Annotated in this window: 19 protein-coding genes; 10 read left to right on the top strand and 9 right to left on the bottom strand. The window is 63.3% G+C overall.

The genetic code is table 11. From position 1 onward, the window contains the following. Window positions 1-196: 196 nt before the first annotated feature. Window positions 197-568 (bottom strand): hypothetical protein, encoded by a 372-nt coding sequence (locus PQR32_RS19755; protein ID WP_408230422.1) that lies wholly within the window; start codon window positions 566-568, stop codon window positions 197-199. A gap of 296 nt (window positions 569-864) precedes the next feature. On the opposite strand from PQR32_RS19755, the gene PQR32_RS19750 reads away from it, so the two are divergent. After that, window positions 865-2,733, top strand: coding sequence for a glycoside hydrolase family 15 protein (locus PQR32_RS19750; protein WP_408230419.1), 1,869 nt, complete (start codon window positions 865-867; stop codon window positions 2,731-2,733). Between the two features lie 117 nt (window positions 2,734-2,850). After that, a complete protein-coding gene (locus tag PQR32_RS19745) occupies window positions 2,851-4,203 on the top strand; it encodes an MFS transporter (protein ID WP_408230416.1) in 1,353 nt (450 codons plus the stop codon). Between the two features lie 53 nt (window positions 4,204-4,256). Here PQR32_RS19745 and PQR32_RS19740 read toward each other — a convergent pair whose 3' ends face one another. Then, entirely contained in the window at window positions 4,257-6,749 is a 2,493-nt protein-coding gene (locus PQR32_RS19740; RefSeq protein WP_408230413.1) for a penicillin-binding protein 1A, read from the bottom strand. Window positions 6,750-6,930: 181 nt separating this feature from the next. On the opposite strand from PQR32_RS19740, the gene fabV reads away from it, so the two are divergent. After that, the gene (gene fabV / locus PQR32_RS19735; RefSeq protein WP_408230410.1) at window positions 6,931-8,127 is read left to right on the top strand and encodes an enoyl-ACP reductase FabV; all 1,197 of its coding nucleotides are present in this window, start codon (window positions 6,931-6,933) and stop codon (window positions 8,125-8,127) included. Window positions 8,128-8,172: 45 nt separating this feature from the next. Here fabV and PQR32_RS19730 read toward each other — a convergent pair whose 3' ends face one another. Continuing rightward, complete coding sequence (locus PQR32_RS19730; RefSeq protein WP_408230407.1) at window positions 8,173-8,811, bottom strand: TetR/AcrR family transcriptional regulator; 639 nt, start codon at window positions 8,809-8,811, stop codon at window positions 8,173-8,175. Between the two features lie 97 nt (window positions 8,812-8,908). On the opposite strand from PQR32_RS19730, the gene PQR32_RS19725 reads away from it, so the two are divergent. Further along, complete coding sequence (locus PQR32_RS19725; RefSeq protein ID WP_408230404.1) at window positions 8,909-9,268, top strand: darcynin family protein; 360 nt, start codon at window positions 8,909-8,911, stop codon at window positions 9,266-9,268. A gap of 30 nt (window positions 9,269-9,298) precedes the next feature. Here PQR32_RS19725 and PQR32_RS19720 read toward each other — a convergent pair whose 3' ends face one another. From PQR32_RS19720 to PQR32_RS19710, 3 genes are all read right to left on the bottom strand, one after another. Beyond that, a complete protein-coding gene (locus tag PQR32_RS19720) occupies window positions 9,299-9,646 on the bottom strand; it encodes a hypothetical protein (RefSeq protein ID WP_408230401.1) in 348 nt (115 codons plus the stop codon). A 135-nt stretch (window positions 9,647-9,781) separates the two neighbouring features. Continuing rightward, on the bottom strand, window positions 9,782-10,405 hold the full coding sequence (locus PQR32_RS19715) for a glutathione S-transferase family protein (protein ID WP_408230398.1): 624 nt from the start codon (window positions 10,403-10,405) through the stop codon (window positions 9,782-9,784). 98 nt (window positions 10,406-10,503) lie between these two features. Continuing rightward, window positions 10,504-11,451, bottom strand: a complete 948-nt coding sequence (locus tag PQR32_RS19710; protein WP_408230395.1) for an AraC family transcriptional regulator — start codon at window positions 11,449-11,451, stop codon at window positions 10,504-10,506. Window positions 11,452-11,670: 219 nt separating this feature from the next. Between PQR32_RS19710 and PQR32_RS19705 the strand changes: the two genes are divergently transcribed. Beyond that, window positions 11,671-12,501: an oxidoreductase gene (locus tag PQR32_RS19705; RefSeq protein ID WP_408230392.1), complete on the top strand. Its 831-nt coding sequence runs from the start codon at window positions 11,671-11,673 to the stop codon at window positions 12,499-12,501. 115 nt (window positions 12,502-12,616) lie between these two features. On the opposite strand, the gene PQR32_RS19700 is transcribed toward PQR32_RS19705, so the two are convergent. Next, window positions 12,617-14,233, bottom strand: coding sequence for a hypothetical protein (locus PQR32_RS19700; RefSeq protein WP_408230389.1), 1,617 nt, complete (start codon window positions 14,231-14,233; stop codon window positions 12,617-12,619). Between the two features lie 515 nt (window positions 14,234-14,748). Between PQR32_RS19700 and PQR32_RS19695 the strand changes: the two genes are divergently transcribed. From PQR32_RS19695 to PQR32_RS19685, 3 genes are all read left to right on the top strand, one after another. Continuing rightward, complete coding sequence (locus PQR32_RS19695; RefSeq protein WP_408230386.1) at window positions 14,749-16,098, top strand: glutamine synthetase family protein; 1,350 nt, start codon at window positions 14,749-14,751, stop codon at window positions 16,096-16,098. Between the two features lie 46 nt (window positions 16,099-16,144). Further along, window positions 16,145-17,503, top strand: coding sequence for an aspartate aminotransferase family protein (locus PQR32_RS19690; protein ID WP_408230604.1), 1,359 nt, complete (start codon window positions 16,145-16,147; stop codon window positions 17,501-17,503). Window positions 17,504-17,564: 61 nt separating this feature from the next. Then, complete coding sequence (locus PQR32_RS19685; protein WP_408230383.1) at window positions 17,565-18,212, top strand: GntR family transcriptional regulator; 648 nt, start codon at window positions 17,565-17,567, stop codon at window positions 18,210-18,212. A 252-nt stretch (window positions 18,213-18,464) separates the two neighbouring features. On the opposite strand, the gene PQR32_RS19680 is transcribed toward PQR32_RS19685, so the two are convergent. Beyond that, entirely contained in the window at window positions 18,465-19,361 is an 897-nt protein-coding gene (locus PQR32_RS19680) for a LysR family transcriptional regulator (protein WP_408230380.1), read from the bottom strand. Between the two features lie 146 nt (window positions 19,362-19,507). On the opposite strand from PQR32_RS19680, the gene tam reads away from it, so the two are divergent. Further along, a complete protein-coding gene (tam, locus tag PQR32_RS19675) occupies window positions 19,508-20,284 on the top strand; it encodes a trans-aconitate 2-methyltransferase (RefSeq protein ID WP_408230377.1) in 777 nt (258 codons plus the stop codon). Window positions 20,285-20,447: 163 nt separating this feature from the next. Beyond that, entirely contained in the window at window positions 20,448-20,813 is a 366-nt protein-coding gene (locus PQR32_RS19670) for a hypothetical protein (RefSeq protein WP_310811900.1), read from the top strand. A gap of 643 nt (window positions 20,814-21,456) precedes the next feature. On the opposite strand, the gene PQR32_RS19665 is transcribed toward PQR32_RS19670, so the two are convergent. Further along, entirely contained in the window at window positions 21,457-23,136 is a 1,680-nt protein-coding gene (locus PQR32_RS19665) for a sensor domain-containing protein (protein ID WP_408230601.1), read from the bottom strand. Between the last annotated feature and the right edge of the window lie 99 nt (window positions 23,137-23,235).

The raw sequence follows: 23,235 nt of genomic DNA, 5'->3' as shown, positions 1-23,235 counted from the left end.
CCGGCAGACAGGCACGCGAGCGCTGCGCCTTTTCGCGGCCGCGTTGCCTGCGTGCCGACTCATTCCGATGCATTCGCATGCACGGCCGTTGAGACCCACCGCCGACGGCTTCGACATGCGCACGCACGTTGCGTCGCTCGGGCCCGCTGCGGCCGAGACCCCGCACGCGCACCATAACTGGCCGGTCAATTCACGCCTAGAACTTCGGATGACATTCGAAATTCATGGACGACCCATGCTCCGTCAGCCCTTGCACGCCGCTGACGGTTTCCGTCGTCACGCTGGTCTGCATGCCGCGACGCTCACAGTAATCGCGCGCCTCGTTCATGGCGTGTTCATGCGCGCGGGCCCAGGCGAGGCGTCCGCCGGTAGCGCTTGCCGCGACCGTATACGTATTCGCTTTGCTGGTGGCGACCACGTCGCTGGAGCTGGCGCAGCCCACGAGGCTCGCGCACGTGGCCACGACCGCAATGAAGGCCCGCGCCCGTCTCGACAATGCGTTTCGCGCCGCGGGCGCGCCGGATGCCTCCTCCCGTTCGGGCATGCCGCCTGAAACAGTGTTGAACATGTATCACCTGCACATTTTTGCGGATTGACCAATCATGAAATTATCCGCAATCACGCGTAAGAGATCAGCCTCACCAACCGAAAACACTGTTGCGGGGCGCTGAACAATCACTCAGGACGAGGTTGCTCTGCTCCGGCTCAGGATCAATTCGACCGCCTGCCAGGCGCGCTTTACGGAAGACGGATCATTCGACGGCGTTTTTCATCCGCCTACGGCCTGCGCGAACGGTGCGGCACAGTCGTTGCTAGGGGGTTCCGTGTGAGCGCATCTCGGCTCGCTTCACGGAGTGTGCAGACATGCCCGATCACCGACCTATCCCACCCCGACCAGCACTGCCGACCGACGCGCGCGGCATGATCGGCAACATGAAAACCACGGCGCTCGTTTCGCTGCGTGGCTCGATCGACTTCATGTGCTTTCCGCGCATCGACTCGCCGGCCATTTTCGCCGGCCTGCTCGAGCCGTCGCGCGGCGGCGCTTTCTCGATCGGACCCACGTTCGAAGGCGCCAACGTCAAGCAGATGTATCTGCCCGACACCAATGTCCTGCTGACCCGTTTCATGACGCCCGAAGGCGTGTGCGAACTGATGGACTTCATGCCGGTGCCCGAGGACGGCAGCGGCGCCAGTGCCGACGCGCCGCTGCCCAACTGCGTGATCCGCGTCGTGCGGGTCGTGCACGGGCGCATGGCGTTCAGGATGCGTTGCGAGCCGCGCTTCGACTATGCGCGCGGCGCGCACACGGCGCACATCGATAAGGACGACGCAGTGGAATTCCACGCCGCTGCAAACGCTGGCATTGAAGGTGGCATGCAACTGCGCCTCAACAGCACCCTGCCGCTCGCGCTCGACGACGGCGCGGCGCACGCCGAATTCGAACTGAGCAATGGCGAGTCGGCCGGCTTCGCTTTTGGCGATGCAGAAGGCTTGCGTGAAAAGTCGTTCGATTGCGAAACGGCGCTGACCGATACGATCCGCTACTGGCGAAGCTGGTCGGCGCAATCCACGTATCGCGGCCGCTATCGCGAAGTGGTGATGCGCTCCGCGCTGACCTTGAAGCTGCTCAGTTCCAGCGAGCATGGCGCGATCGTGGCCGCGCCGACCTTCGGCCTCGCCGAAGCGCTCGACGGTTCGCGCCGCTGGGACTACCGCTTCACGTGGATTCGCGACGCCGCGTTCTCCGTGTACGCGCTGCTGCGCCTCGGCTATACCGGCGAAGCGCGGCATTTCATGACATGGATCGCGGGGCGCAGCCGTCATTGCGACTCGGACGGCTCGCTGAACGTCATGTACACCGTCGACGGCAAGGGACCCCCTGGAGAAACCGAAATCGCCGCGCTCTCGACCGGAGACGGCGCGGGCGTGCCGCTCATCGGCAACGCCGCGCGCGATCAGACCCAACTCGACGTGTACGGCGCTTTGCTCGACGCGATCTATCTGTACAACAAGTACGGCGCCGCGATCTCGCACGACGGCTGGCGCGACGTGACGCGCATCGTCGATTATGTGGTCGACCACTGGCGCGAACCGGACCACGGCATCTGGGAGTTTCGCAACGGCCTGCGGCCCCTGCTCCATTCGCGATTGATGTGCTGGGTCACGGTCGACCGCGCGTTGCGTCTCGCGGAAAAGCGTTCGCTGCCCGCGCCGCTCAAACGCTGGTTCGACACGCGCGACGCGATTCACACCGATATCCACGAGAACTTCTGGAACGAGGAACTGAACGCATTCGTGCAGACGCCGGATTCGCGGCGGCTCGATGCGTCAGCGCTCATGATGCCGCTCGTGCGCTTCATCGGCCCGACCGATCCGCGCTGGCTCGGCACGCTCGACGCGATCGGCGGCGAACTGAAAGTGGACCCGCTGATCTTCCGCTACACACGAGGGACGACACTCGACGGCCTGCCCGGCATCGAAGGCGGCTTCAGCGCCTGTTCGTTCTGGTATGCGGAAGCGCTGGCGCGCGCCGGTCGCGTGGACGAAGGCCGCCTCGTGTTCGAGAAGATGCTCGCGTATGCCAATCACGTCGGCCTGTTTTCCGAGGAAGTGGCCACCAGCGGCGAGGCGCTAGGCAATTTTCCGCAGGCGCTGACGCATCTCGCGCTGATCAGCGCGGCGTACCAGCTCGATCGCAATCTGGACAAGGTTCACGTTCCGTGGACCTGAGCATGCAGCATCGCTTGCATCGCTGATAGCGCAAAAATCTTCCGGAATCGGACTTCAGCGTCTAGTCTGTATCGACATCATTTAAACCAGCCGGACGCTGAACCGGAGGAGACATCAATGGAACTCGAAGCGCGCACCATGAAACGTGTAACGGTTCGGCTCGTGCCGTTCCTGATCCTGTGTTATTTCATTGCCTATCTCGACCGCGTCAACGTTGGCTTTGCTGCACTGCAAATGAACAAGGCGCTCGGCCTGTCCGCAAGTGCTTTCGGTTTCGGCGCCGGGATTTTTTTCATCGCGTATTTTTTCTTCGAAGTCCCATCCAATCTGCTGCTGGAGAAATTCGGCGCGCGCCGCTGGATTGCGCGAATCATGTTCACGTGGGGCATCCTCGCGGGCGCGATGGCGTATATCCCAGATATTGCGCGCTTCACGGGACTCTCCCCCGCGCACGTGTTTTACGCCCTGCGCATTCTGCTCGGGGTGGCCGAGGCGGGCTTCTTCCCCGGCATCATCTTCCTGCTCACGCTGTGGTTCCCCGCGGCTTATCGCGGTCGCGTGGTCGGCTATTTCATGGCGGCGATTCCGCTGTCCACGGTGATCGGCGGGCCGATTTCCGGCGCGTTGCTGTCGATGGACGGCTTCCACGGACTGGCCGGCTGGCAGTGGGTCTACCTGATCGAGGCCGCGCCCGCGCTGGTGCTTGCGTTCGTCGTGCTCTCCTACCTCACCGACAAGCCCGCCGACGCCACCTGGCTCGCCGACGACGAACGCGGCTGGCTGGTCGCGCGTCAGAAGCAGGAACGCGCCCATCGCGAAGCGGTGCATACGTTCAGCGTGAAAGAGGCGCTGTTCAATCCGCGCGTGCTTGCGGTCGCGTTGATCTACTTCGGTGCGAACGCAACCAACTACGGGCTGAGTTTCTTCCTGCCGCAGATCGTCAAATCCTTCGGCCTCACCAACCTGCAGACCGGCTTCGTGACGTCGCTGCCCTATATCGTCGGCGTGATCAGCATGGTGTTCTGGGGACGTCACTCGGATCGCAAGCTCGAACGCAAATGGCATGTGGCGATTGCGCTGCTGGTGGCGGCGGGAGGCATCGCGGCGGCGGCCGGGCTCGACAATCCGGTGCAGAAGATGATCGCGCTGTCGATCGCCGGGTTCGGCATCTTCGGCTGCCTGCCGGTGATCTGGACCTTGCCGGCTGCGTTCCTGTCGGGTGCGGCGGCGGCGGGCGGCATTGCCGCGGTCAACTCGCTCGGCAATCTGGCGGGCTTCTTCGGCCCGTACGCGATGGGCTGGATCAAGGACAGCACCGGCGGCTTCGGCGCCGGTCTGCTGTGTCTGTCGGGCGCGGGGCTCGTCGGGGTCGCGGCCGTGCTGTTACTGCATCACGATGCTTCGCTCGAAGCGTCGGCGGGTTTTCCGGATCCGGAGGTGGGAAGCGGGACTAAGGTGGCGAGGCCGTAGGGACGTGGGCTGCCGCGCCCCTGAGAAGGCGCGGCACGGCTACGCCACTTCGCTCAAGGCGACCCGCGGCCACCCGCCGACGTCTCCGGCAACGCGTTAGCCGGACTGCCCGCATCCGGCGGCACCACATCGTCCGGCGTGGGTGTCGGCGCCAGCGCCGGTTCACCGCCGCCACGTGCTTCACCGTCGACCGCCCCGCTCGCCGCCGCCGGCGCGGAACCCGGCGCCGGCAGTATAGGCGGCTGCGGCAACGCTCGCGGTTCGACCACGACAGCCGACGCCGACGGCTCGACCGGCGCAGCAGCCGGCGCGCGGCGCGTCGTGCTGCGCGGCACAACCGGCGCCTCCTGCTTCGCCGGTGACCCCGCAAACAGATTCTGGAACCACTGGCGCAACCTGCCCGAGCGCTCGGCGAACCAGCCCGGCTCCTGGTCGGTCGCGAATTTGACGCGACTGTCGACCAGCCTCGAACGCTGCGCGCGCTGGAAGAAATCGCCGACGATCGGCAGCGCGCTGTGCGCCCCCTGGCCCCAATAGTCGCTGCGCAGAGTCACGCGACTGTCGTTGAAGCCCACCCACGCGCCCGCCACGAGTTGCGGATGAATCAGAATGAACCAGCCGTCCGCGTTGCCCTGCGTCGTGCCCGTCTTGCCCGCGACGTCGCCGCGCACGCCGAAGCGGCTGCGAATGCTCGAACCCGTGCCGCGGTTCACCACGTCGCGCATGACGTCGATCAGCACGCGGTCGGCATCGGCGGACAGTTCCTGTTTCGGCGACACCGGTGCGAACTCGGCGAGCACCTCGCCTTTGCGGTTCTCGATGCGCGTCACCATCACCGGTTCCACGTAGCTGCCGAGGTTGGCGATCGTGCCGTAGGCCGAGACCATTTCCTTCAGCGTCACGGGGCTCGTGCCGAGCGCGAGCGACGGCACCGGGTCCAGTTCGCTATCGCGCACGCCCATCGCGCGAGCGAGGCGCGCGACCTTGTTCGGGCCGACCGTCTCCATCAGTTGGGCGGTGATCCGGTTGCGCGAATACGCGAGGCCGTCGCGCAGGCTGATCTTGCGCTCGCTCGGCTCGTCCTCGTCGCTCGGACGCCAGACTTCGCCGCCTGCCAGCGGAATTTCCACCGGCTTGTCGACGAAGGTGTCGGCGGGTTTCGCGCCCGACTCGAAGGCCGCCGCGTAGACGAACGGCTTGAAGGTCGAGCCCGGCTGGCGCCGTGCCTGCTGAACGTGGTCGAACGGATCCTGGCTGAAGTCGCGGCTGCCCACCCACGCCCGGATCTGGCCATTGCGCGGGTCCATCGCGAGAAAGTCCGCCTGCACGCGCGTCTTTGACTCGCAAACCGACTTCACGAGGTCGCGGTCGGACGAGACGCGCTTGAGCGCGTCGTCATCAGTCAGGCCGGCGTCTTTGGCGGCGCGGTAGTCGGGCGTTTCACGCAGGAAAGTCTGCAGAAGATCCTTGCCGTTCGAGCAGCCCGCGCGAGCGCCCCACGCCGAATTGGCGATGTTCTGCAACTGGTTGCCCTGCAAGGTCACGGCCTGAGTCGCCATGGTCTGCAGACGGGAATCGATGGTGGTGCGCACCACCAGCCCGTCGGAATACATGTTGTAGTCGTTGCGATCCGCCCACGACGCCAGCCACTTGCGCAGCTGCTGCGCGAAATGTGGCGCGGGTCCGGGCGGCTCGGTCTGGCGCTCGAAATCGATCCGCAGCGACCGGCGGCTCAATGTTGCGTAGGCCGCGGGCGTCAACTGGCCGTACTTGACCATCTGGCCGAGCACTATATTGCGCCGCTGCAGCGCGCGTTCGGGATTCAGCACCGGGTTGTAGTAACTGTTGCCCTTGAGCATGCCGGCGAGCGTCGCGCTTTCCAGCACGTTCAGGTCGGAGGCCGATTTGTCGAAATAGGTGCGCGCCGCCATCTCGATGCCGTAGGCGTTGTAGAGAAACGGCACCGTGTTCAGGTAGGTCTCGAGAATCTCGTCTTTGGTATAGAGCGCCTCGATCTTGAAGGCCGTGATCGCTTCCTTGAGCTTGCGCGTGAGCGTCGGCGCGCGGCCGATCTCGTCGGGATAGAGATTGCGGGCGAGCTGCTGCGTGATGGTCGAGCCGCCCTGCCGGTCGCCGGAAAACGTATGCAGCGCGGCCGACGCCGTGCGCCGCCAGTCGAGGCCCCAATGCTGGTAGAAACGGTGATCTTCGGTGGCGATGAGCGCATTCACCACGTTGGGCGAGATGTCCTTGAGCTTGACCCACTCGCGGTTGGAGGGCTTGAATTCGGCCAGCAGCTTGCCGTCCGCCGACAGGATCTGCGCCGGCTGCTCGATCTTGGCCTTGCGGATGTCGCCGATGCCCGGCGTGAACGGAATCAGGATCAGCACATACAGCACGAACAGCAGCGGAAGCGCCGCGCAAGCCTTCAGCACGCCGCGGCGCGTAGGATGGCGCAGGTGCCACAGGGCCTGAGCGACCAGCGGGTTCGCGAGAGTCAGCCCTTTTTCAAGGGCCGCCAGAAATGAGGGGATGAAGCGCTTCACACTAGCTTACCGTCGGCTTGGAAAGGCGCAATCCTACCAAGATGCGCGGCGGCAGCCGATTTTTTGCCGCGAGCGCGTTGCAGAAGCATCGCCAGCGCATCGCAATCCGCCAAACCGCTACGGCGCGCCCGCAACAATCGCGGCCCACTATAATGTCGCCAATTCCGACAAGAGGTGCTTCATGATCATCAAACCGCGCGTGCGTGGCTTCATCTGCGTTTCCACCCATCCGACCGGCTGCGAGGCCAACGTCCGCGAACAGATCGACTACGTCAAGGCACGCGGCCCCATCGCCAACGGCCCGAAGAAGGTGCTCGTGATCGGCGCATCCACCGGCTACGGCCTCGCCGCCCGCATCAGCGCGGCGTTCGGCTCGGACGCCGCCACGCTCGGCGTGTTCTTCGAGCGCGCCGGCAGCGAAACCAAGGCGGGCACGGCCGGCTGGTACAACACCGCCGCCTTCGAGAAATTCGCCACGGAAAAAGGCCTGTACGCGACCAGCATCAACGGCGACGCCTTCTCCGACGCAGTCAAGCAGCGCACCATCGAGGTCATCAAGCGCGATCTCGGTCAGGTCGACCTGGTCGTCTACAGCCTCGCCGCGCCCAAGCGCACGCATCCGAAAAGCGGCGAAGTATTCAGCTCGACGCTCAAGCCGGTCGGCCGTGCCGTGAATCTGCGCGGCATCGACACGGACAAGGAAGTCATCAAGGAAACCGTGCTCGAACCCGCCACCCAGCAAGAAATCGACGACACCGTCGCGGTGATGGGCGGCGAAGACTGGCAGATGTGGATCGACGCCCTGCTCGAGGCCGGCGTGCTCGCGGACGGCGCGAAGACCACCGCGTTCACCTATCTCGGCGAGAAGATCACCCACGACATCTACTGGAACGGCTCGATCGGCGCGGCCAAGAAGGATCTCGACCAGAAAGTGTTGGGGATTCGCGAGAAGCTGGCGGCCAAGGGCGGCGACGCGCGCGTTTCCGTGCTCAAGGCAGTCGTCACCCAGGCCAGCTCCGCGATCCCGATGATGCCGCTGTATCTGTCGCTGCTCTTCAAGGTCATGAAGGAGAAAGGCACGCACGAGGGCTGCATCGAGCAGGTCTACGGCCTGTACAAGGACAGCCTGTACGGCGCGGCGCCGCACATTGACGATGAAGGCCGTCTGCGCGCGGACTACAAGGAACTCGATCCCGAGGTGCAAGACCGCGTGCAGGCACTCTGGAATCAGGTGACCAACGACAATATCTACGAACTCACCGATTTCAGCGGCTACAAGACGGATTTCCTGCGTCTGTTCGGCTTCGAGATCGCGGGCGTGGATTATGAAGCGGACGTCAATCCGGACGTGCAGATTCCGAAGCTCGTGCAGGTTTGATGAATCGCGGGGCCTGGGCCGCCCCGCTTCAGTCTCTTGCGCCAGCTAGATCGCGTCGCCGTCCACCCTCCTCGACTGCGCCACGTAGCCGTCCACCGCGCGCATCACGCGCACTTCCAGCGCGGCGGCGTCGCGCTCGTCGCGCTCACCCGCCTGGTCGACCATGCCGCGTACGATCGCCAGCAGATCGCGCGCGACCAGATCCACATCGTCCAGTTCGGGCACCTGCGCCTTCTCCGTCAGCGCGCTGACCAGCGCCGTATGAATCGTGTCGGCAATGCGCTGATTGCGCTCGTCGACCGGCAAGCGGCGCTCCTCGATATCGATGATGCGCGCCAGCACCGGCCTGCGCATCTGATGCGCGACGGACGCGCGCACCATCGCCTGCACACTGTCACGCGAGTTCTCCAGTAACGACGCCGCCTCGACGTCCGCCACCAGTTGCGCGGTTTCGCGCTCGATCAACGCCACGGTCAACGCATCGCGATTCGGAAAATATTGATAGAGCGAGCCGATGCTGACGCCGGCCCGCTCCGCGACCGCATTGGTCGTGTAGCCGTCGAGTCCGCGCGTCTCCAGAATGCGAGCCGCCGCTTCGAGCACAGTCTCGACGGTTTGCGCCGAACGCCGCTGAAGCGGTGCTTTACGGGGCTTCAGACGCTGCGTGGAAGCTGATCTGGCCATGTTGGGAATGCGAGTTTTAAATGTGAGTGTTCGCTCGTATTCTAATCCTGTTTTCGCGAAACCATCAGCCTTCAGCATTCAACAGGAATCGAATCTCATGACTTCAAATGCGAAAGAACCCGTACTCACCGTATTCATGCTCGTCAAAACGACGCCCGAATGGCTCGGTTTTGCCGTCGACGAGCGCTTCCGTCTGCTGGCCGAACACATTGAGCCGATCCTCAAGCGCTACGCCGACGAGGTCAGCATGCGCTTTTACGACATCGAGTTTTATTCGGCGCGTGTCACCGATATCTGGGTGTGGAGTGCCACGAGCCACCATGCGTATGAACTCGTAGTCGAAGCCTTGCGCGAGACACCGTTCTGGGACCGCTACTTCGATATCGTGGAGATTCTGCCGGGCGTGGAGAACGCCTACGCAAAGAACTACGACCGCGACACGCTGACGGCGGCCTGAGCGGCGCCAGCCACGCCGTCGCGATCGACTTCAGCAGGGAAACGCGGCCTGAAGCGAACGAAGAATCGCAAGGCCGATCGGAAAGTCGTCCGAGATGCCCGGGTGATTTTTGAAGAACTCGTCAAGCAACGGGTAGACGTTCTGATTGCCGATGGCGAGATTTTGCGGCGGGCAGAAAAGCGCTGGCTTCTTCTTCGATACCAGCTCGCCGTTGGCCCAGCCGAACGCGTTGATCGTGCCCGTAATGTACGCGGCGTAGACCGAGTTGTTATCGGCATGCGCCCATTGTTTGTACTGGGCGGCCGTCATCTCGGCGCTCGCATTCAGAGTGAAACACGCGGCCAGTAACGCCAGCGCAACTTTCGATACCCGCATCATGGAACCTTCAATCGGTGTCGCAAAAGCGGCCATTGTAGGCGAGTCGGGTGTGCGGCGCAGAAGCGCTTGCATGGGCAGGCATCCGTAAGCATCGCATACGGATTTTTGTAAGCCGCGCGGGTAAGCGCGAACGCGTTACGGCGTGCCGTTGCGGCAATAGGTTCGGTAGGCTTCGCGCGTGGCGAGACGCGCCATATACGCGTCAACCGCGGGCAAATCGCCGTGCCGCAACGGCGTTTCCAGCCAGCGGTTGATAGACAGCGCGATCGGAATGTCCGCGAGCGAAAACGCTTCTCCCGCGATGAACGCGCCGGTTTTCCGCAACTGGCCTTCGATCATGGCCATATGCCTCGCCCAGTTCGCGCACGACAGCTCGATCTGCCGCGGGTCCTGGTGCGCCGGAGAATGCCGGACCAGCGCCAGAAAGGCGTAGCTCCAGGAACGGTTCAATTCGCTCGCCTGCCAGTCGATCCACTGATCGCAGCGGGCGCGCTCGCGAGGCTCGACGGGATATAACGACTCGCCGTGATAGCGGCCGGCCAGGTAACGAATGATCGAATTCGACTCCCACAACACGAACTCGCCGTCCTTGATGACGGGGACCATCGCGTTGGGGTTCAGCGCGAGAAATTCCGGCACGTTGGTCGCGCGAAATCCGGAGCCCCAGTCTTCCTGTTCGAATGGAAGCGCGAGCTCCGCGCACGTCCACAAAACTTTGCGGACGTTGATGGATGAGGTCTTGCCGAGTATCTGTAGCATGGGTTCAAAGCGTATCGACGGCTCAATGGAACGGACAGGCACGGTTTGCGCCGTGCGCACCGGGCCAGCGCCACTCAGTGCGCCGCTCAGTGCGCCGCTCAGTGCGACGCGACGAAGATCGACCCCGGCGCGGGCGGCGGCACGGCGAAGGTTTTGCGCATCCGGTTGGCCTCCTCAACCGGACTGAGCCCGAACAGGCGCTTGAATTCGCGGCTGAATTGCGAGGCGCTCTCATAGCCCACCTGCACGCAGGCGAGCGCCGCCGTCACCTCGTTTCTCACCATCAGCAGGCGCGCCTGATGAAGCCGCGTCGACTTCAGATATTGCATCGGCGACGTGCGCGTCACGGCCTTGAAATGCGAGTGGAAGCTGGGCACGCTCATGTTCGCTTCCAGCGCGAGTTGCTCGACGTCGAGCGGCTCACGATAGCATGCGTGAATCTTGCGGATGACCTTGGCGATCCGGGCGAACTGGCCTTGCGCGGTCAGCGCGGCGCGCATCGATCCGCCCTGCTCGCCGGTCAGCACGTGGAAATAGATTTCGCGCACCAGGGCTGGGCCGAGCAACTCAGCCTCGAGCGGCACGCTCATCGCCTCAAGAAAGCGCAGTACCGAAGCGCTCAGCTTCGCGTCGAGCGGCGTCGACATCATGCCGCGAGGCTCGGCCGGCACGCCCGCGTCCCGCTCGTCGAGTTGCAGCATCAGATCGGCGGCTAGCTTGAAATCGAGGCGGAAATAGATGGCAAGCAAGGGCTCGGCCTCGCTTGCTTCGGTTTCCATCGAGAACGGCACCGGCACCGACACGGCCAGGTAGTGCTGCGCGTCATACACGTAGACCGTCTCGCCGAGAAAGCCCCGCTTGCGCCCCTGGCAGACGATCACCACGCCCGGGTCGTACAGCACCGGTGTGCGGCTGAGCGGCCGGTTCGAGCGCAGAAAGCGCACGTCGGGCAGCACGGTGAGGTTGTAGCCTTCCAGCGGTGCGAGATTTTCGAGCAAGGCCACCATGCGTTGCCGCGCGCTCGGATCATGGTGTTTGTGGTTCACTGCGGGCCCCGTCGACATGGCTAAGCAGATTGCACTGTGCCATCGCCGCGCCAGAAAATCCATCCGTTCATAGAATTAGGCAATCACCGCAGACGAACCGGCATTCGCGCCCGGCCCTGCCACGCCTACCATTCAGTCCTGTCCTGGTTTCCGACGATGCCACGCGTTTTCGCCCGAAAGCGCCGTGTGATGACGGACAAAACAAAGGAGTGGATCACCATGAGCAAAACGTTTCTGATCACCGGCGTCAGTTCCGGTTTCGGCCGCGCGTTCGCGCAGGCGGCGCTCGACGCGGGCCACACCGTCGTCGGCACGGTGCGCAATGAAGCGGCGCGCGATGCGTTCACGGCGCTGGCGGCCGAACGGGCGCACGCCGCCGTGCTCGACGTCACGGACTTCGAGGCGATCACGCCCGCCGTCGCCGCGATCACTCGAACCGTCGGCCCGATCGACGTCCTCGTCAACAATGCCGGCTACGGACACGAGGGCACGCTGGAAGAATCGCCGCTCGACGATCTGCGCCGTCAATTCGACGTCAACGTGTTCGGCGCGGTCGCGATGATCAAGGCGGTGCTGCCCGCCATGCGCGAGCGCCGCTCGGGTCACATCATCAACATCACGTCGATGGGCGGCTTCATCACGATGCCCGGCATTGCGTATTACTGCGGCAGCAAGTTCGCGCTCGAAGGCATCAGCGACACGCTGGCGAAAGAAGTCGCGGGCTTCGGCATCAAGGTCACGGCCGTCGCACCCGGCTCGTTCCGCACGGATTGGGCCGGGCGCTCGATGGTCCGCGCGGGCCGCAGCATCGCTGACTACGACGCCCTGTTCGATCCGATCCGCGAGGCGCGCGAGGCCAAGAGCGGCAAGCAGGCGGGGGATCCGCACAAAGCGGCGCAGGCGCTGCTGGAGATCGTCGCGGCAGCGAATCCGCCGGCGCATCTGCTGCTCGGCAACGATGCATTCGATCTGGTAAAGACGAAACTGGCGGCGCTGAGCGGGGAGATCGAAACGTGGGAGGCGTTGTCGCGCTCGACTGACTTTGCCTGAAGCAACGCCCCTCATGCGCGCCATGGGCACGTGAGGGGTGCGTTGAAAGCGGCACCGCGCAATTGGCTCGCCGACTGCGCGCGCCCCAGGTCGCCGCCTTTGCTAACTCAACTGCTTACTGATTGCGAACCCGAATCGGACCGCCAATGCTGTTGAACAGCAAGTCGCCATTCGGGAAAAGTTGCGGCTGTGCGTACGCGCCGTTACCCCAGTTGGTCGTGCCGAAAATCGCGCGATACACGACCTTGCCGGTATTCCAGTCGAGGCCCGCCATTTCCCAGCCATCCTTGTAGTAGCCGTTGGTCATCACGATGCCAGAGGGACCGCTCATCGTCGGCGCCATGCTGATCGACACCGCGGAAGCGTTGGTCCACACCGACTTCCATTGATGTTTCACCGGATCCCAATCGACCCGTTCCGCGCCGCGCGCCGGCTTGTTGATCGGGCCAAGCGAAAGAACGTCGACCAGCTTGTCCTTTTCGCCGTGTTCAGCAATGTTGTTGACCACGAACGCGCCGTATCCGTTGACGACCACGGACTGCTCGGACTGAATGTATTTCGTGCTCAGCGGCACGCCCGCGCTCACCGGGAACTGCCCGGCAATCCGGTTCGACTTCGCGCCGGGCTGCTGTTTGAAGCCCGCGGGAATCTGGTCGCGCCAGAATGCGACGAGCTTCATGCGATCCGCGCCGTCCGTGATCACGACGAGCCGGTCATCGTCCTTACCGAAGCCCATCAGGGTCGGCGTCGAGCCGGTGCCCGTGCCGAACTTGACGGTCGGCATCCACTCGCCGGCGTCGTAAGGCGAACTCCACGCGCCGTCGGCCGGATCGTTGGACAGCTTGCTTCCCGTCCAGACGACCTTGTGCATCTTCTTGTCGGACGCGAAATACAGACCGTTTTTGTCGTCCACCGCAACCGAATTGCTGACGAACTCGTCTTCATCAAGGTGGACTGTTTGCGCCGGGCCAGCCAGGTCACGGTCGATCACGGAGATCGAGTTATTGCCCAGCACGACGAGCTTGCCGTCGTAGGTCAGGTTCAGACCCATGAGGCCTTCCTGGTTGTTGCCCCAACCACGCTTGCCGGTCAACACGTCCTTCGTCATATCGCGTGACGCGACGACGTGGATGCCCGCCGCCGGATTCTTCGGGTCCTTCAACGCATAGACGAAGATTCTGCCGTCCCCCGTGTTGTAGTACACGCGATTGTCTTTATCGACGAGACCATAAATACCATTGCCGACGCGCGTCTGATCGAGGCCCAGCTCCTTGAAGACCGCATCCTTGATCTGGTCGATATTCGTGTATTTCTGGTCGACCACCCTGGCCAGCAGTTCAGGCGGAAGGGCTTTGATGCCGGGCGGCGTGATGCGGGCGACTTCCTTGAACCCACCGTTGGAGACGTCGATGTACGTGGCACCTTCGCTCGAAACACCCCACATATAGTCCGTCGACGTGGATGCGAGCGTCATGATGTTCACCGGACCCCGAACCACGCGCGGCTCCCTGGCGAGGTCGATGTGGAACGTGCCTCGCGTGAGCGGATAGGGTGCGACGTCGGTAGCGGCTGGATCGACGTGTGTCAGCGCATAGGTTTTCGACGCGAGAAACGGGTTCGGCGCGGGCTCGCTCACAACCGCATACGCCGACGAAGCACTCAGAAACACCGCAGCAGCCATCGCGCCGAGCTGTAGCGCAATTTTCTTGTTATTGTTCTTGTTATTTTTCATTCGATTTCATCCTCACAATGTGGGTAGTAATGCGGTCGCTATGTTCAACTGATCGTCTTCACAAGACAACGCCGTGCAGGTTAAAACTCAATTTGAGCTTGTGAAATGACGAAGCGACACTCTTCCCGAAACGAAACGACGCCGGACAGGAAGCGCATTGAGCGAAGCACTCCCTGTCCGTTATCAGCGCCTGTTGGTATGCACGCCACGATCTCCGATAGACAGGATCGCCAGGCATTCGTGAATGCCCGGTGACGCTTCGATCGATTGTTCCGCATAGCTCGCCGCGGCGAGAGTGACACCGCGTCGCATAACGCCTGCGGCAAAGCAGCCCAGGGAGTGCCTGCACCGAACGTCGCGCGCACGGGTTTCATCCCATTTCCCAAAACGCGAATTTCGTGGCATGATTTGATCAAATCCCACAATGCAAAAAATCCAGCTTTTCCGAACAGGCGGCTCATCGCGCGTTGTCGAAAGCGCCTCGCGCCGCTGTCATCAACCGACTGGAGTCAACCTTGCAAAGCGACCTACACGGCGGCTTGCGCGAATTCCTGGAACATCACCGGATCCATGAAGTGGAGTGCGTGATACCGGACATGACCGGCGTCGCGCGCGGCAAGATCGTGCCGAAGAACCTGTTTCTCTCGGAAGGCAAGATGCATATGTCGAATGCGCTGCTGATGATCACCGTCAACGGCGAATTCGCGAATTTCGAGCGCTTTGTCGGGCCGAGCGATCCCGACATGGTCTGCATTCCCGATCCGAACACCGTGCGCCTCGTGCCGTGGGCTATCGAACAGGTTGCCGTGGTGATTCACGATTGCGTCGGGCTGGACGGCAAGCCGATCGGCATCTCGCCGCGCGCGGTATTGCGCCGCGTGCTGCAGCTTTACGAAGAGCGCGGCTGGCGCCCGGTGGTCGCGCCGGAGATGGAGTTCTACCTGATCGCGCAGAACAAGAATCCGCATGAACCGCTGCGCCCGCCGCTCGGCCGCGCGGGCCGCCACGAAGCCGGCCGCCAGTCGTTTTCGATCGATGCGGTCAACGAATTCGATCCGTTCTTCCAGGACCTGTCGCGCTTCTGCGAGATGACGCATCTCGGCGTCGAGACGCTCGTACACGAAGTCGGCGCCGGCCAGATGGAGATCAACTTTTCGCACGGCGACGCGCTCGACCTCGCCGATCGCGTGTTCCTGTTCAAACGCGCGGTGCGCGAAACGGCCTTCCGTCACGGCATTTTCGCCACCTTCATGGCCAAGCCGATGGAGCACGAACCGGGCAGCGCGATGCATATTCATCAAAGCATCGTCGATCGTGAAACCGGGCAGAACATTTTTTCGCTGCCGGACGGCTCGGCGAGCCCGTTGTTTTTCAACTATATCGGCGGCTTGCAGAAGTACATGCCGCAAGCCATGCCCATGTTCGCGCCGTACGTGAATTCCTACCGGCGCCTATCGCGCTTCACCGCTGCGCCGATCAACGTGCGCTGGGGTTACGACAACCGCACCTGCGGGATCCGCGTGCCGAACTCCGGACCGGACGGCCGACGGCTCGAAAACCGCGTGCCGGGCGTCGACGTGAACCCGTATCTCGCCATGGCGGCCACCCTCGCCTGCGGCTATCTCGGCATGGTGGAGCAGCAGGAAGCGTCGGCGCCGATGATCGAAAGCGCCTACGACCTCGAGTACGAGTTGCCGCGCGGTCTCGAAGACGCGCTCAAGGCGTTGTCGAAATGCAGCGAACTCGCCGAGGTGCTAGGCGACAGCTTCGTGCAGGCATATTGCGCGGTGAAGGAAAAGGAATTCGAGACCTTCTCGCAAGGCATTACCGCGTGGGAACGCGAGCATCTGCAACTGCTCGTCTGAGCGTGGGCTGCGGCCGATAACCTGATTGGAGAGCGCGCAATTGCAATTGAATACCCGTCACGGCATCAACTGGGCGCGCGCGCAAGCGCTTGTCGAACGCGAACGCCGCGCGTTTGTGGAAGCCATGCCCAAGTCGCGCGCGCTGTCCGAACGCGCGGCGCGCCACCTGCTGTTCGGCGTGCCGCTGCACTGGATGAACGACTGGTCGACACCCTTCTCGCTTTATGTCGAAGAAGCGCGCGGCGCCGCGTTTACCGATGTGGACGGTCACCGCTATGCGGACTTCTGCTTCGGCGACACCGGCGCGATGTTCGGCCATTCGCCGGCGCCGGTCGCACGGGCGCTCGCCGCGCAAGCGCAGCGCGGCCTGACGACCATGCTGCCGGGCGAAGACGCCGTGTGGGTCGGCGAAGAACTCGCGCGCCGCTTCGGGCTGCCGTACTGGCAGTTCGCGATGACCGCGAGCGACGCCAACCGCTTCGCGTTGCGCTGGGCACGCGCGGCGACCGGACGCAAGCAGATCGTGATTTTCAACGGCTGCTATCACGGCACCGTGGACGACGTTTTCGTCGATCTGGTCGACAGCAAGCCGCAACAGCGCGACAGTTTGATCGGCCAGGTGCACGACCTGCTCGGCAGCACGCGTGTGATCGAATTCAACGACCTCGCCGCGCTGGAAAACGCGCTGAAAGACGGCGACGTGGCCTGCGTGCTCGCCGAACCCGCGATGACCAACATCGGCATGGTGCTGCCCGAGGCGGATTACTGGCGCGAGGCGCAAGCGCTGATACGCCGCTACGGCACGCTGCTCGCCATCGACGAAACGCACACGATCAGTTGCGGCCCCGGCGGTTATACGAAGGCGCACGGCCTCGAACCCGATCTGTTCGTACTCGGCAAGCCGGTCGGCGGCGGTTTTCCGTGCGCTGTATACGGCTTTAGCGCGGAATTCGCCGCGCGTGCCCAGCAGGCCAAGCGTAGTGCGCCGCCGGGACACTCCGGCATCGGCACGACGCTCACCGCCAACATGCTGGCCATGAGCGCGATCCGCGCCACGCTCGCCGAGGTAATGACCGAGGCTGCTTACACGCATATGTTCGCGCTGGCGGAACGCATCGAGAGCGGACTGCGGGACGCGATTGCGCGGCACGGCCTCGCGTGGTGCGTGACGCGTGTCGGCGCCCGCAACGAATTCCAGTTCATGCCGACGCCGCCACGCAATGGCAGCGAAGCCGGACGTCAACTCGATCCGGAACTGGAACACGTCTTGCACCTTTATTTGCTGAACCGCGGCGTGTTGATCACGCCGTTTCACAACATGATCCTGGTGTGCCCGGAGACGTCGGTACAAGACGTGGACAAGCTGGTCGCCACCTTCGACGCCTGTCTCGGCGAACTGATCTGAGGTCGCGCCGACGCTCCGGCCTTTTTCGCCCTCTTTTCCACGGGGTTTTGCATCGAGCTCTATGAAAACTTCGCGCCATCACACGCTGCAGGACCAGACCTACGACACGCTGCGGCAGTGGCTGACGATCGGACGCTTCGTGCCCGGCGAGCGCATCAAGATCCGCCACGTCGCCGCCGAACTCGGCGTGGGCGAAATGCCGGTGCGCTCCGCCTTGCAGCGCCTCGCGGCCGAATCGGCGCTCGTCAACGTGCCCAATTGCGGCGTGACGGTGCCGCATCTGTCTAAGGAACAGTTCGACGATGTGCTGCGCGTACGCCTGATTCTCGAAGGCCAGGCCGCCGAACTCGGTGTGCCGCATCTCACGGCGCACGACCTTGGCACGCTGGAAAGCCTGAATGTGCAGATGGCGCAGGCGTTGCGCAGTGCCGACGCCAAAGGCTATCTCGACGCCAACGAGGCATTCCATCTGATTCTGTACCGGGCGGCCGGCTCGCCGCTGCTGCTGGAGTTGATCGAAACCGTGTGGCTGCAGGTCGGGCCGATTTCGAATTTGCTGTTCGGCGAGGCGCTGTTCGCCGATACGCTCAATGATGCGCACGACGATCTGCTGAGCGCCGCGTATGCGCGCGACGCCGCCGGCGTGCGGCGGGCGATCGAGCGTGACCTGAATCACGCTGCGACGTGCTTGCGGGCGCAGTGCTTGTAGACATGCGAAGGGGGATCGAACGCAATCCGCGGCTCGCGGAGATGTGTTTGCGGGGTGCATTGCCAAAGGCGTGCGACGGTGATCGATGCAACCTCAGGCTCTCGGCGATGTGTTTGGTGGCGGACTGCCTAACGGTGCTCACTCTGCGGCGTGCGACGGCGGCCAAATGCCACTGAGCCACGCGACAACCTATTTGCGTTTGCCGAGCCTTTGGACGCTTCGACTTGAAGCATCGGAGATACCCGGCCGCTCTCACGCTTTCAGCGTCGCCTGCTCGAGAATCATGTCGTAAAGCGCCTGCGCCGCCGGCGACAACTGCGCGGTCTTGCGCGCCACGAGGACGAGCGTGCGCGACACGGCCGGATGCGTGAGTTCAACGGTCCGCACCGTTGGATACGCGCCCTTCTGAAGCGCGAGCGCCGGCACCACGGCCGCGCCCACACCCTGAGCGACCAGCCCGACCGCCGTCGAACTGCGCTGCACCTCGTAAAAGGAGCGCAACGCCAGTTCGCTCGTTTCCAGCGCGACGTCCAGTAGCGCGCGGTTGCCGCTCACCTCGCCGGCAAAGATCAGCGGATAGGACTGCAGTTGCTGCCAGGCGATGCGGCGCCGCTTCGCGAGCGGATGATCCTGATGGCAGATCAGAACATAGCGGTCCTCCGTGAGCGGCACGCTGGTCAGATCCGGATGATGCTCGCGCGCGATGTTGATGCCGAATTCGACTTCCCGGCGCAGCACGGCCGCCTCCACCGCGGACGACGCGTGATCGAGAATCCTGATGCGGTTATGCGGATAGCGCGCCGAATACGCCTGCAGAATACGCGGCAAATATTGCACGCCCACGGTCGGCACGCAGGCGATCGACACATCGCCGCGACGCGCCACGCCGGTCTCGCGAATTTCGACCAGTGCGTCGGCGAGTTCGCCGAGCAAGCGGCGCGCTTGCGGCAAAAAACTGCGGCCGATTTCGGTGAGGGCCATGGAGCGCGTGGTCCGCTCGATCAGCGTGACGCCGAGGTAGGTTTCGAGCTTGCGCAGACGCTGCGTGATGGCCGTTTGCGTGACGTGCAATGAATCGGCGGCGCTCTGGAAGCTGCCGCGATCCGCGATGGCGACGAACGCCTGAACGCCGAGCGTGTCGATTTTCATCAGAAAAATGAAGGAATCGGAATGATAAATTCATTTTACTCCGCCCTTGGCGCCACCGAGAATGAGCGGATTGGATCGGTTGGAGCCGCCACGAAAGCGAAACCGGCCGCCACCGATCCGGCCACCACGGACACAAGGAGCATCAGATGACGTCGAAGAAGGATTGGCACGCGAAGCAGTACGTGTTGTTCGAAAGCGAGCGCACGCGTCCGGTCAGGGATCTGTTGGCGGCCGTGCCGCCGACGGACGTGAAGACCGCGGTAGACATCGGCTGCGGACCCGGCAACTCGACTGGGACGCTCGCCGCGCGCCTGCCGGGCGCGGCGGTCAGCGGCATGGACAGTTCGCCCGACATGATCGCGGCGGCCCGCAAGCGTCTGCCGCAGTTCCAGTTCGACGTGAGCGACATTTCCACGTGGGACGCGCCGGGACCATTCGACCTTATCCTCGCCAATGCGGTGCTGCAATGGGTGCCCGACCACGAGCGGCTGTTTCCGTCGCTCGTGACGAAGCTCGCGCCGGGCGGCAGCCTCGCCGTGCAGATGCCGGACAATCTGGACGAGCCCGCGCACCGTCTGCTGCGCGAGATCGCTGCGGACGGTCCATGGGCCCACAAGCTCAAGGGCGTCGAGCGCACCATGCGCTACGGCGCCGACTGGTACTACGGGTTGCTCGAGCCGCTGTGCGCGCGGGTCGACGTGTGGCGCACCGTCTACCACCACCCGCTCGCGGGCGGCGCGGACGCGGTGGTCGAATGGTTTAAGGGCAGCGCCCTACGGCCGTTCCTCGCCGAACTCGACGATGCCGGGCAAGCCGCTTTCCTGCAGCGTTACCGGGACGCGATCGCCGCGGCTTACCCGGCACTTGCCGACGGCACGGTGCTGCTGCCGTTTCCGCGGCTGTTCATCGTCGCCACCCGCTAGCGGCGCCAGCCAGCGAGCGGGTGGCCGTGCCGGCTGTGGCGCCGGCGCGCCAGGGTACTCAGGAATTGCCGCGCTTGAATTCTGCGTGATATTGTTCAGTGAAAGCGGGGGACGGCGGATCGCCGTTCTCACCGGAACGCAATTTTCAGCAGCGAGCGTCGCCATGAGTGATGTACGCCATCATCTGAGTCCACGAGACCGTTTGGAGCTGTTGTGCTGGCTCACATGCGGGAGTCTTGGCGCTTATTACCTGAATGAGGACTGGCCGGACGCGGCGTTCCATGTGCAGGCCGCGCATAAATGGCTCGACCGGCGGGCGCGCGAGGCGGATTGGCTCACTATCGCGAAGTTGACCGCTACCGCGGTGGAGATTGCGCGGCGGCACGCGCAGTTTGTCGAAGCGGATTGGGCGAGAGATGCGGTTGAGGAGATTCTTGATACTGATGAGCTTGATCCTCAAGCCAGGCTTGTGAGGCAGGTTATTGCGGATTGTCAGAGTGCTTTGGCGGATAAGAGGTTGGCGGATTGATCTTGGTTTTTTTGCCGGCTCGGCGGGTGGGTGTGGGTTTTGGGAGTTGGCCTTTCCTTGCTTTGTTAGTGGTCTATTAGCGTTGCCCCGCACAGGGGCAACTTCGAAAATCAGCCGGCTACCTATTATGCCGTGTCTAGCAAGGCTCTCCGGCAGGTCGCGCGTTTTTCTGACGGTTTCTATCTGGATTTTTTGCCTGCCCGTTGACTATTTCCGCGGGTTTCCCGCGAGCCGTACGAGCCGCGACTTTGTCCAAATGTATTCACCGATCTGGATCTCGGCCGCAGCGTGACCAGCGATATAAGGCGTCTGAGATCAACTGATCACGCTTTACGAGTGAGCCGAAAGACGCTTGTCGACCCACAGCGGCGGACCGTTGTATGTTGTCCGGGAGATCGCTTCCAGGTTCACGAACGGTCATTTACGACCGCATTGGTGACGTCGCCGTGCCAGAGGTCGATCCTGTGAGCGCTTGCGGTGTCATCGCGGACCCGATTTGCCCCCGTGGAGGCGCGCCTGCGTTCGCGCGGTGGCTCGCCATCCTGGGCGGATTCGAGTTGCCTCAGCCGTTCGATTGTTGCTTGCGAACGGGAGGCTATGGTGACATCGCTAACGAAGCCGCCGAGGGGCTGCGTGTTGACCGCTAGCGGGACGCGCTTCCTGCGTCGTACAACGACGAAGCTCCAGCCGGCCCGAACCGTGCCTCGGCGTAAGGTTCGATACGCGCTGCCGGTACCGGCCTGCCAATGAAATATCCCTGCACGGCATCGCACCCGAGTTCTTTGACGAGGATGAATTGCGGTTCGGTTTCGATGCCTTCCGCGACCGTTCTCATGCCCAGCGCGTGCGCGAGCGCCACCATCGCTTCGACCATCGCGCGTGCCTGGCGACAGGTCTCCTTAACAGTAAGCTCCTGCACGAACGACTTGTCGATCTTGATGCGATCGACAGGCAGCCGTGTGAGGTATGCGAGGCTGGAGTAGCCGGTACCGAAATCGTCGAGCGAGACGGTCACGCCGAGCCTCCGTACAGCTGAAAGCGCGCGCGACGCGGCGGCGAAGTCGCTCATGACGACAGTCTCCGTCACCTCGATGTCGAGTGCGGAAGCGCATACGCCGGCCGCCTCGGCCGCCTCCGAAACCAGTGCGGCGAGATCGCCGTTCTGGATCATCGTGGCCGAGAGATTGACGGCGACCTTGAACGGCTTGCGGTTCGCCGCCTGCCATTTCGCCGCCTGACGGAACGCAAGGCGAATTAGCCAGTCGCCCGTTGCCTCGTAGGCCGGCGATTCAAGCAGCAGGTTGAGGAAGTCGGCCGGCGTGAGCAGCCCCAGTTGCGGATGGTTCCATCGTAGAAGTGCCTCGGCTCCGTAGACGCGGCCAGTATGCAGGTCCAGTTGTGGCTGGTAATGCAGTTCGAACTGGCGCGTGGCGCTCGCACTCTCCAAATCCGCCCGTAGCCGCCGGCGTTGCGAGAGGCGCTGCGCATCCTCTTTGCCAAACGACCACACATGCGAACCGCCCGCGCGCTTCGCGTGATACATCGCGGTGTCCGCGTTGCGCAGCAGCTCGCCCGCATTCGATGCCGAGATGGGGTAGCGCGCCACGCCGATGCTCGCGCCCACCGATGCCCGCACGCATGGCGTCTGAATTGGTTCGCGCATGCGTATTGTGACCTTACGCGCGACCCGCGCGGCCTCACCCTCGGGAGCGTCGACGAGGAAAATTACGAATTCGTCACCGCCGATGCGCGAAACATGGGCACCTTCGGTAAAAATGTCGGAAAGACGCTCGCCGATGACACGCAGCACTTCATCGCCCGCCGCGTGGCCAAACGAGTCGTTGATATCCTTGAAGCGGTCAAGGTCGATGAAGAGCAAATCGACAGAAGCGGCCGCGCCTTCGTCGACAAGACTGTTCAGGCGCAGCAGCAGTTCGCGGCGGTTGATAAGGCCGGTCAGTTCATCATGCGTTGCTTGGCGCGACAAACGTTCGGAGATCGCGCGTGCTTCGGTGACGTCGCGAACCAGCACGACAATACCGTCGTCGCATGGGAACGCCCGCACTTCAAACCAGGTACTTAGCGGCGCGTAGAAGGCGGTCGCGGTGCTCGGCATACAGGTCTCGGCCGCCTGCCGATAGGCTGCTTCGTAGCTCGATCCGATGAGATCTGGGTATTCGACCCAGATCTCACGACTCAGCAGGTCCTCGGATCGACGCTTCAGCAGCCGCGCAGCGGTCCGGTTGATGTATCGAAACTTCCACTCCCGGTCGAGCGCCATGACGCCGTCCGTGATGTGGTCGAGTATTTGAAAACTTTCCACGTCCTTGCCCCTCCCTTCATCGACTGGTGCAACGTTCCCGATATGTCGGCGATTGCTAACAATGCGTATCGTAGGAGGAAAATGGCATGTTTGGGAACC

The sequence above is a fragment of the Paraburkholderia dipogonis genome (assembly GCF_046027395.1).
Taxonomy (GTDB): domain Bacteria; phylum Pseudomonadota; class Gammaproteobacteria; order Burkholderiales; family Burkholderiaceae; genus Paraburkholderia; species Paraburkholderia dipogonis_A.
Note: the sequence above shows the minus strand (reverse complement) of the source record. Positions and strands in the feature narration are given on the sequence as shown.

What these genes read in the sequence shown, in the direction of transcription:
- PQR32_RS19685 (WP_408230383.1), top strand. Translation starts at nt 17,565, where the DNA reads ATGAAAACTTCGCGCCATCACACGCTGCAGGACCAGACCTACGACACG.
- PQR32_RS19700 (WP_408230389.1), bottom strand. Translation starts at nt 14,233, where the DNA reads ATGAAAAATAACAAGAACAATAACAAGAAAATTGCGCTACAGCTCGGC.
- fabV (WP_408230410.1), top strand. Translation starts at nt 6,931, where the DNA reads ATGATCATCAAACCGCGCGTGCGTGGCTTCATCTGCGTTTCCACCCAT.
- PQR32_RS19705 (WP_408230392.1), top strand. Translation starts at nt 11,671, where the DNA reads ATGAGCAAAACGTTTCTGATCACCGGCGTCAGTTCCGGTTTCGGCCGC.
- PQR32_RS19670 (WP_310811900.1), top strand. Translation starts at nt 20,448, where the DNA reads ATGAGTGATGTACGCCATCATCTGAGTCCACGAGACCGTTTGGAGCTG.
- PQR32_RS19750 (WP_408230419.1), top strand. Translation starts at nt 865, where the DNA reads ATGCCCGATCACCGACCTATCCCACCCCGACCAGCACTGCCGACCGAC.
- PQR32_RS19725 (WP_408230404.1), top strand. Translation starts at nt 8,909, where the DNA reads ATGACTTCAAATGCGAAAGAACCCGTACTCACCGTATTCATGCTCGTC.
- PQR32_RS19715 (WP_408230398.1), bottom strand. Translation starts at nt 10,405, where the DNA reads ATGCTACAGATACTCGGCAAGACCTCATCCATCAACGTCCGCAAAGTT.
- PQR32_RS19755 (WP_408230422.1), bottom strand. Translation starts at nt 568, where the DNA reads ATGTTCAACACTGTTTCAGGCGGCATGCCCGAACGGGAGGAGGCATCC.
- PQR32_RS19680 (WP_408230380.1), bottom strand. Translation starts at nt 19,361, where the DNA reads ATGAAAATCGACACGCTCGGCGTTCAGGCGTTCGTCGCCATCGCGGAT.
- PQR32_RS19720 (WP_408230401.1), bottom strand. Translation starts at nt 9,646, where the DNA reads ATGATGCGGGTATCGAAAGTTGCGCTGGCGTTACTGGCCGCGTGTTTC.
- PQR32_RS19745 (WP_408230416.1), top strand. Translation starts at nt 2,851, where the DNA reads ATGGAACTCGAAGCGCGCACCATGAAACGTGTAACGGTTCGGCTCGTG.
- PQR32_RS19730 (WP_408230407.1), bottom strand. Translation starts at nt 8,811, where the DNA reads ATGGCCAGATCAGCTTCCACGCAGCGTCTGAAGCCCCGTAAAGCACCG.
- tam (WP_408230377.1), top strand. Translation starts at nt 19,508, where the DNA reads ATGACGTCGAAGAAGGATTGGCACGCGAAGCAGTACGTGTTGTTCGAA.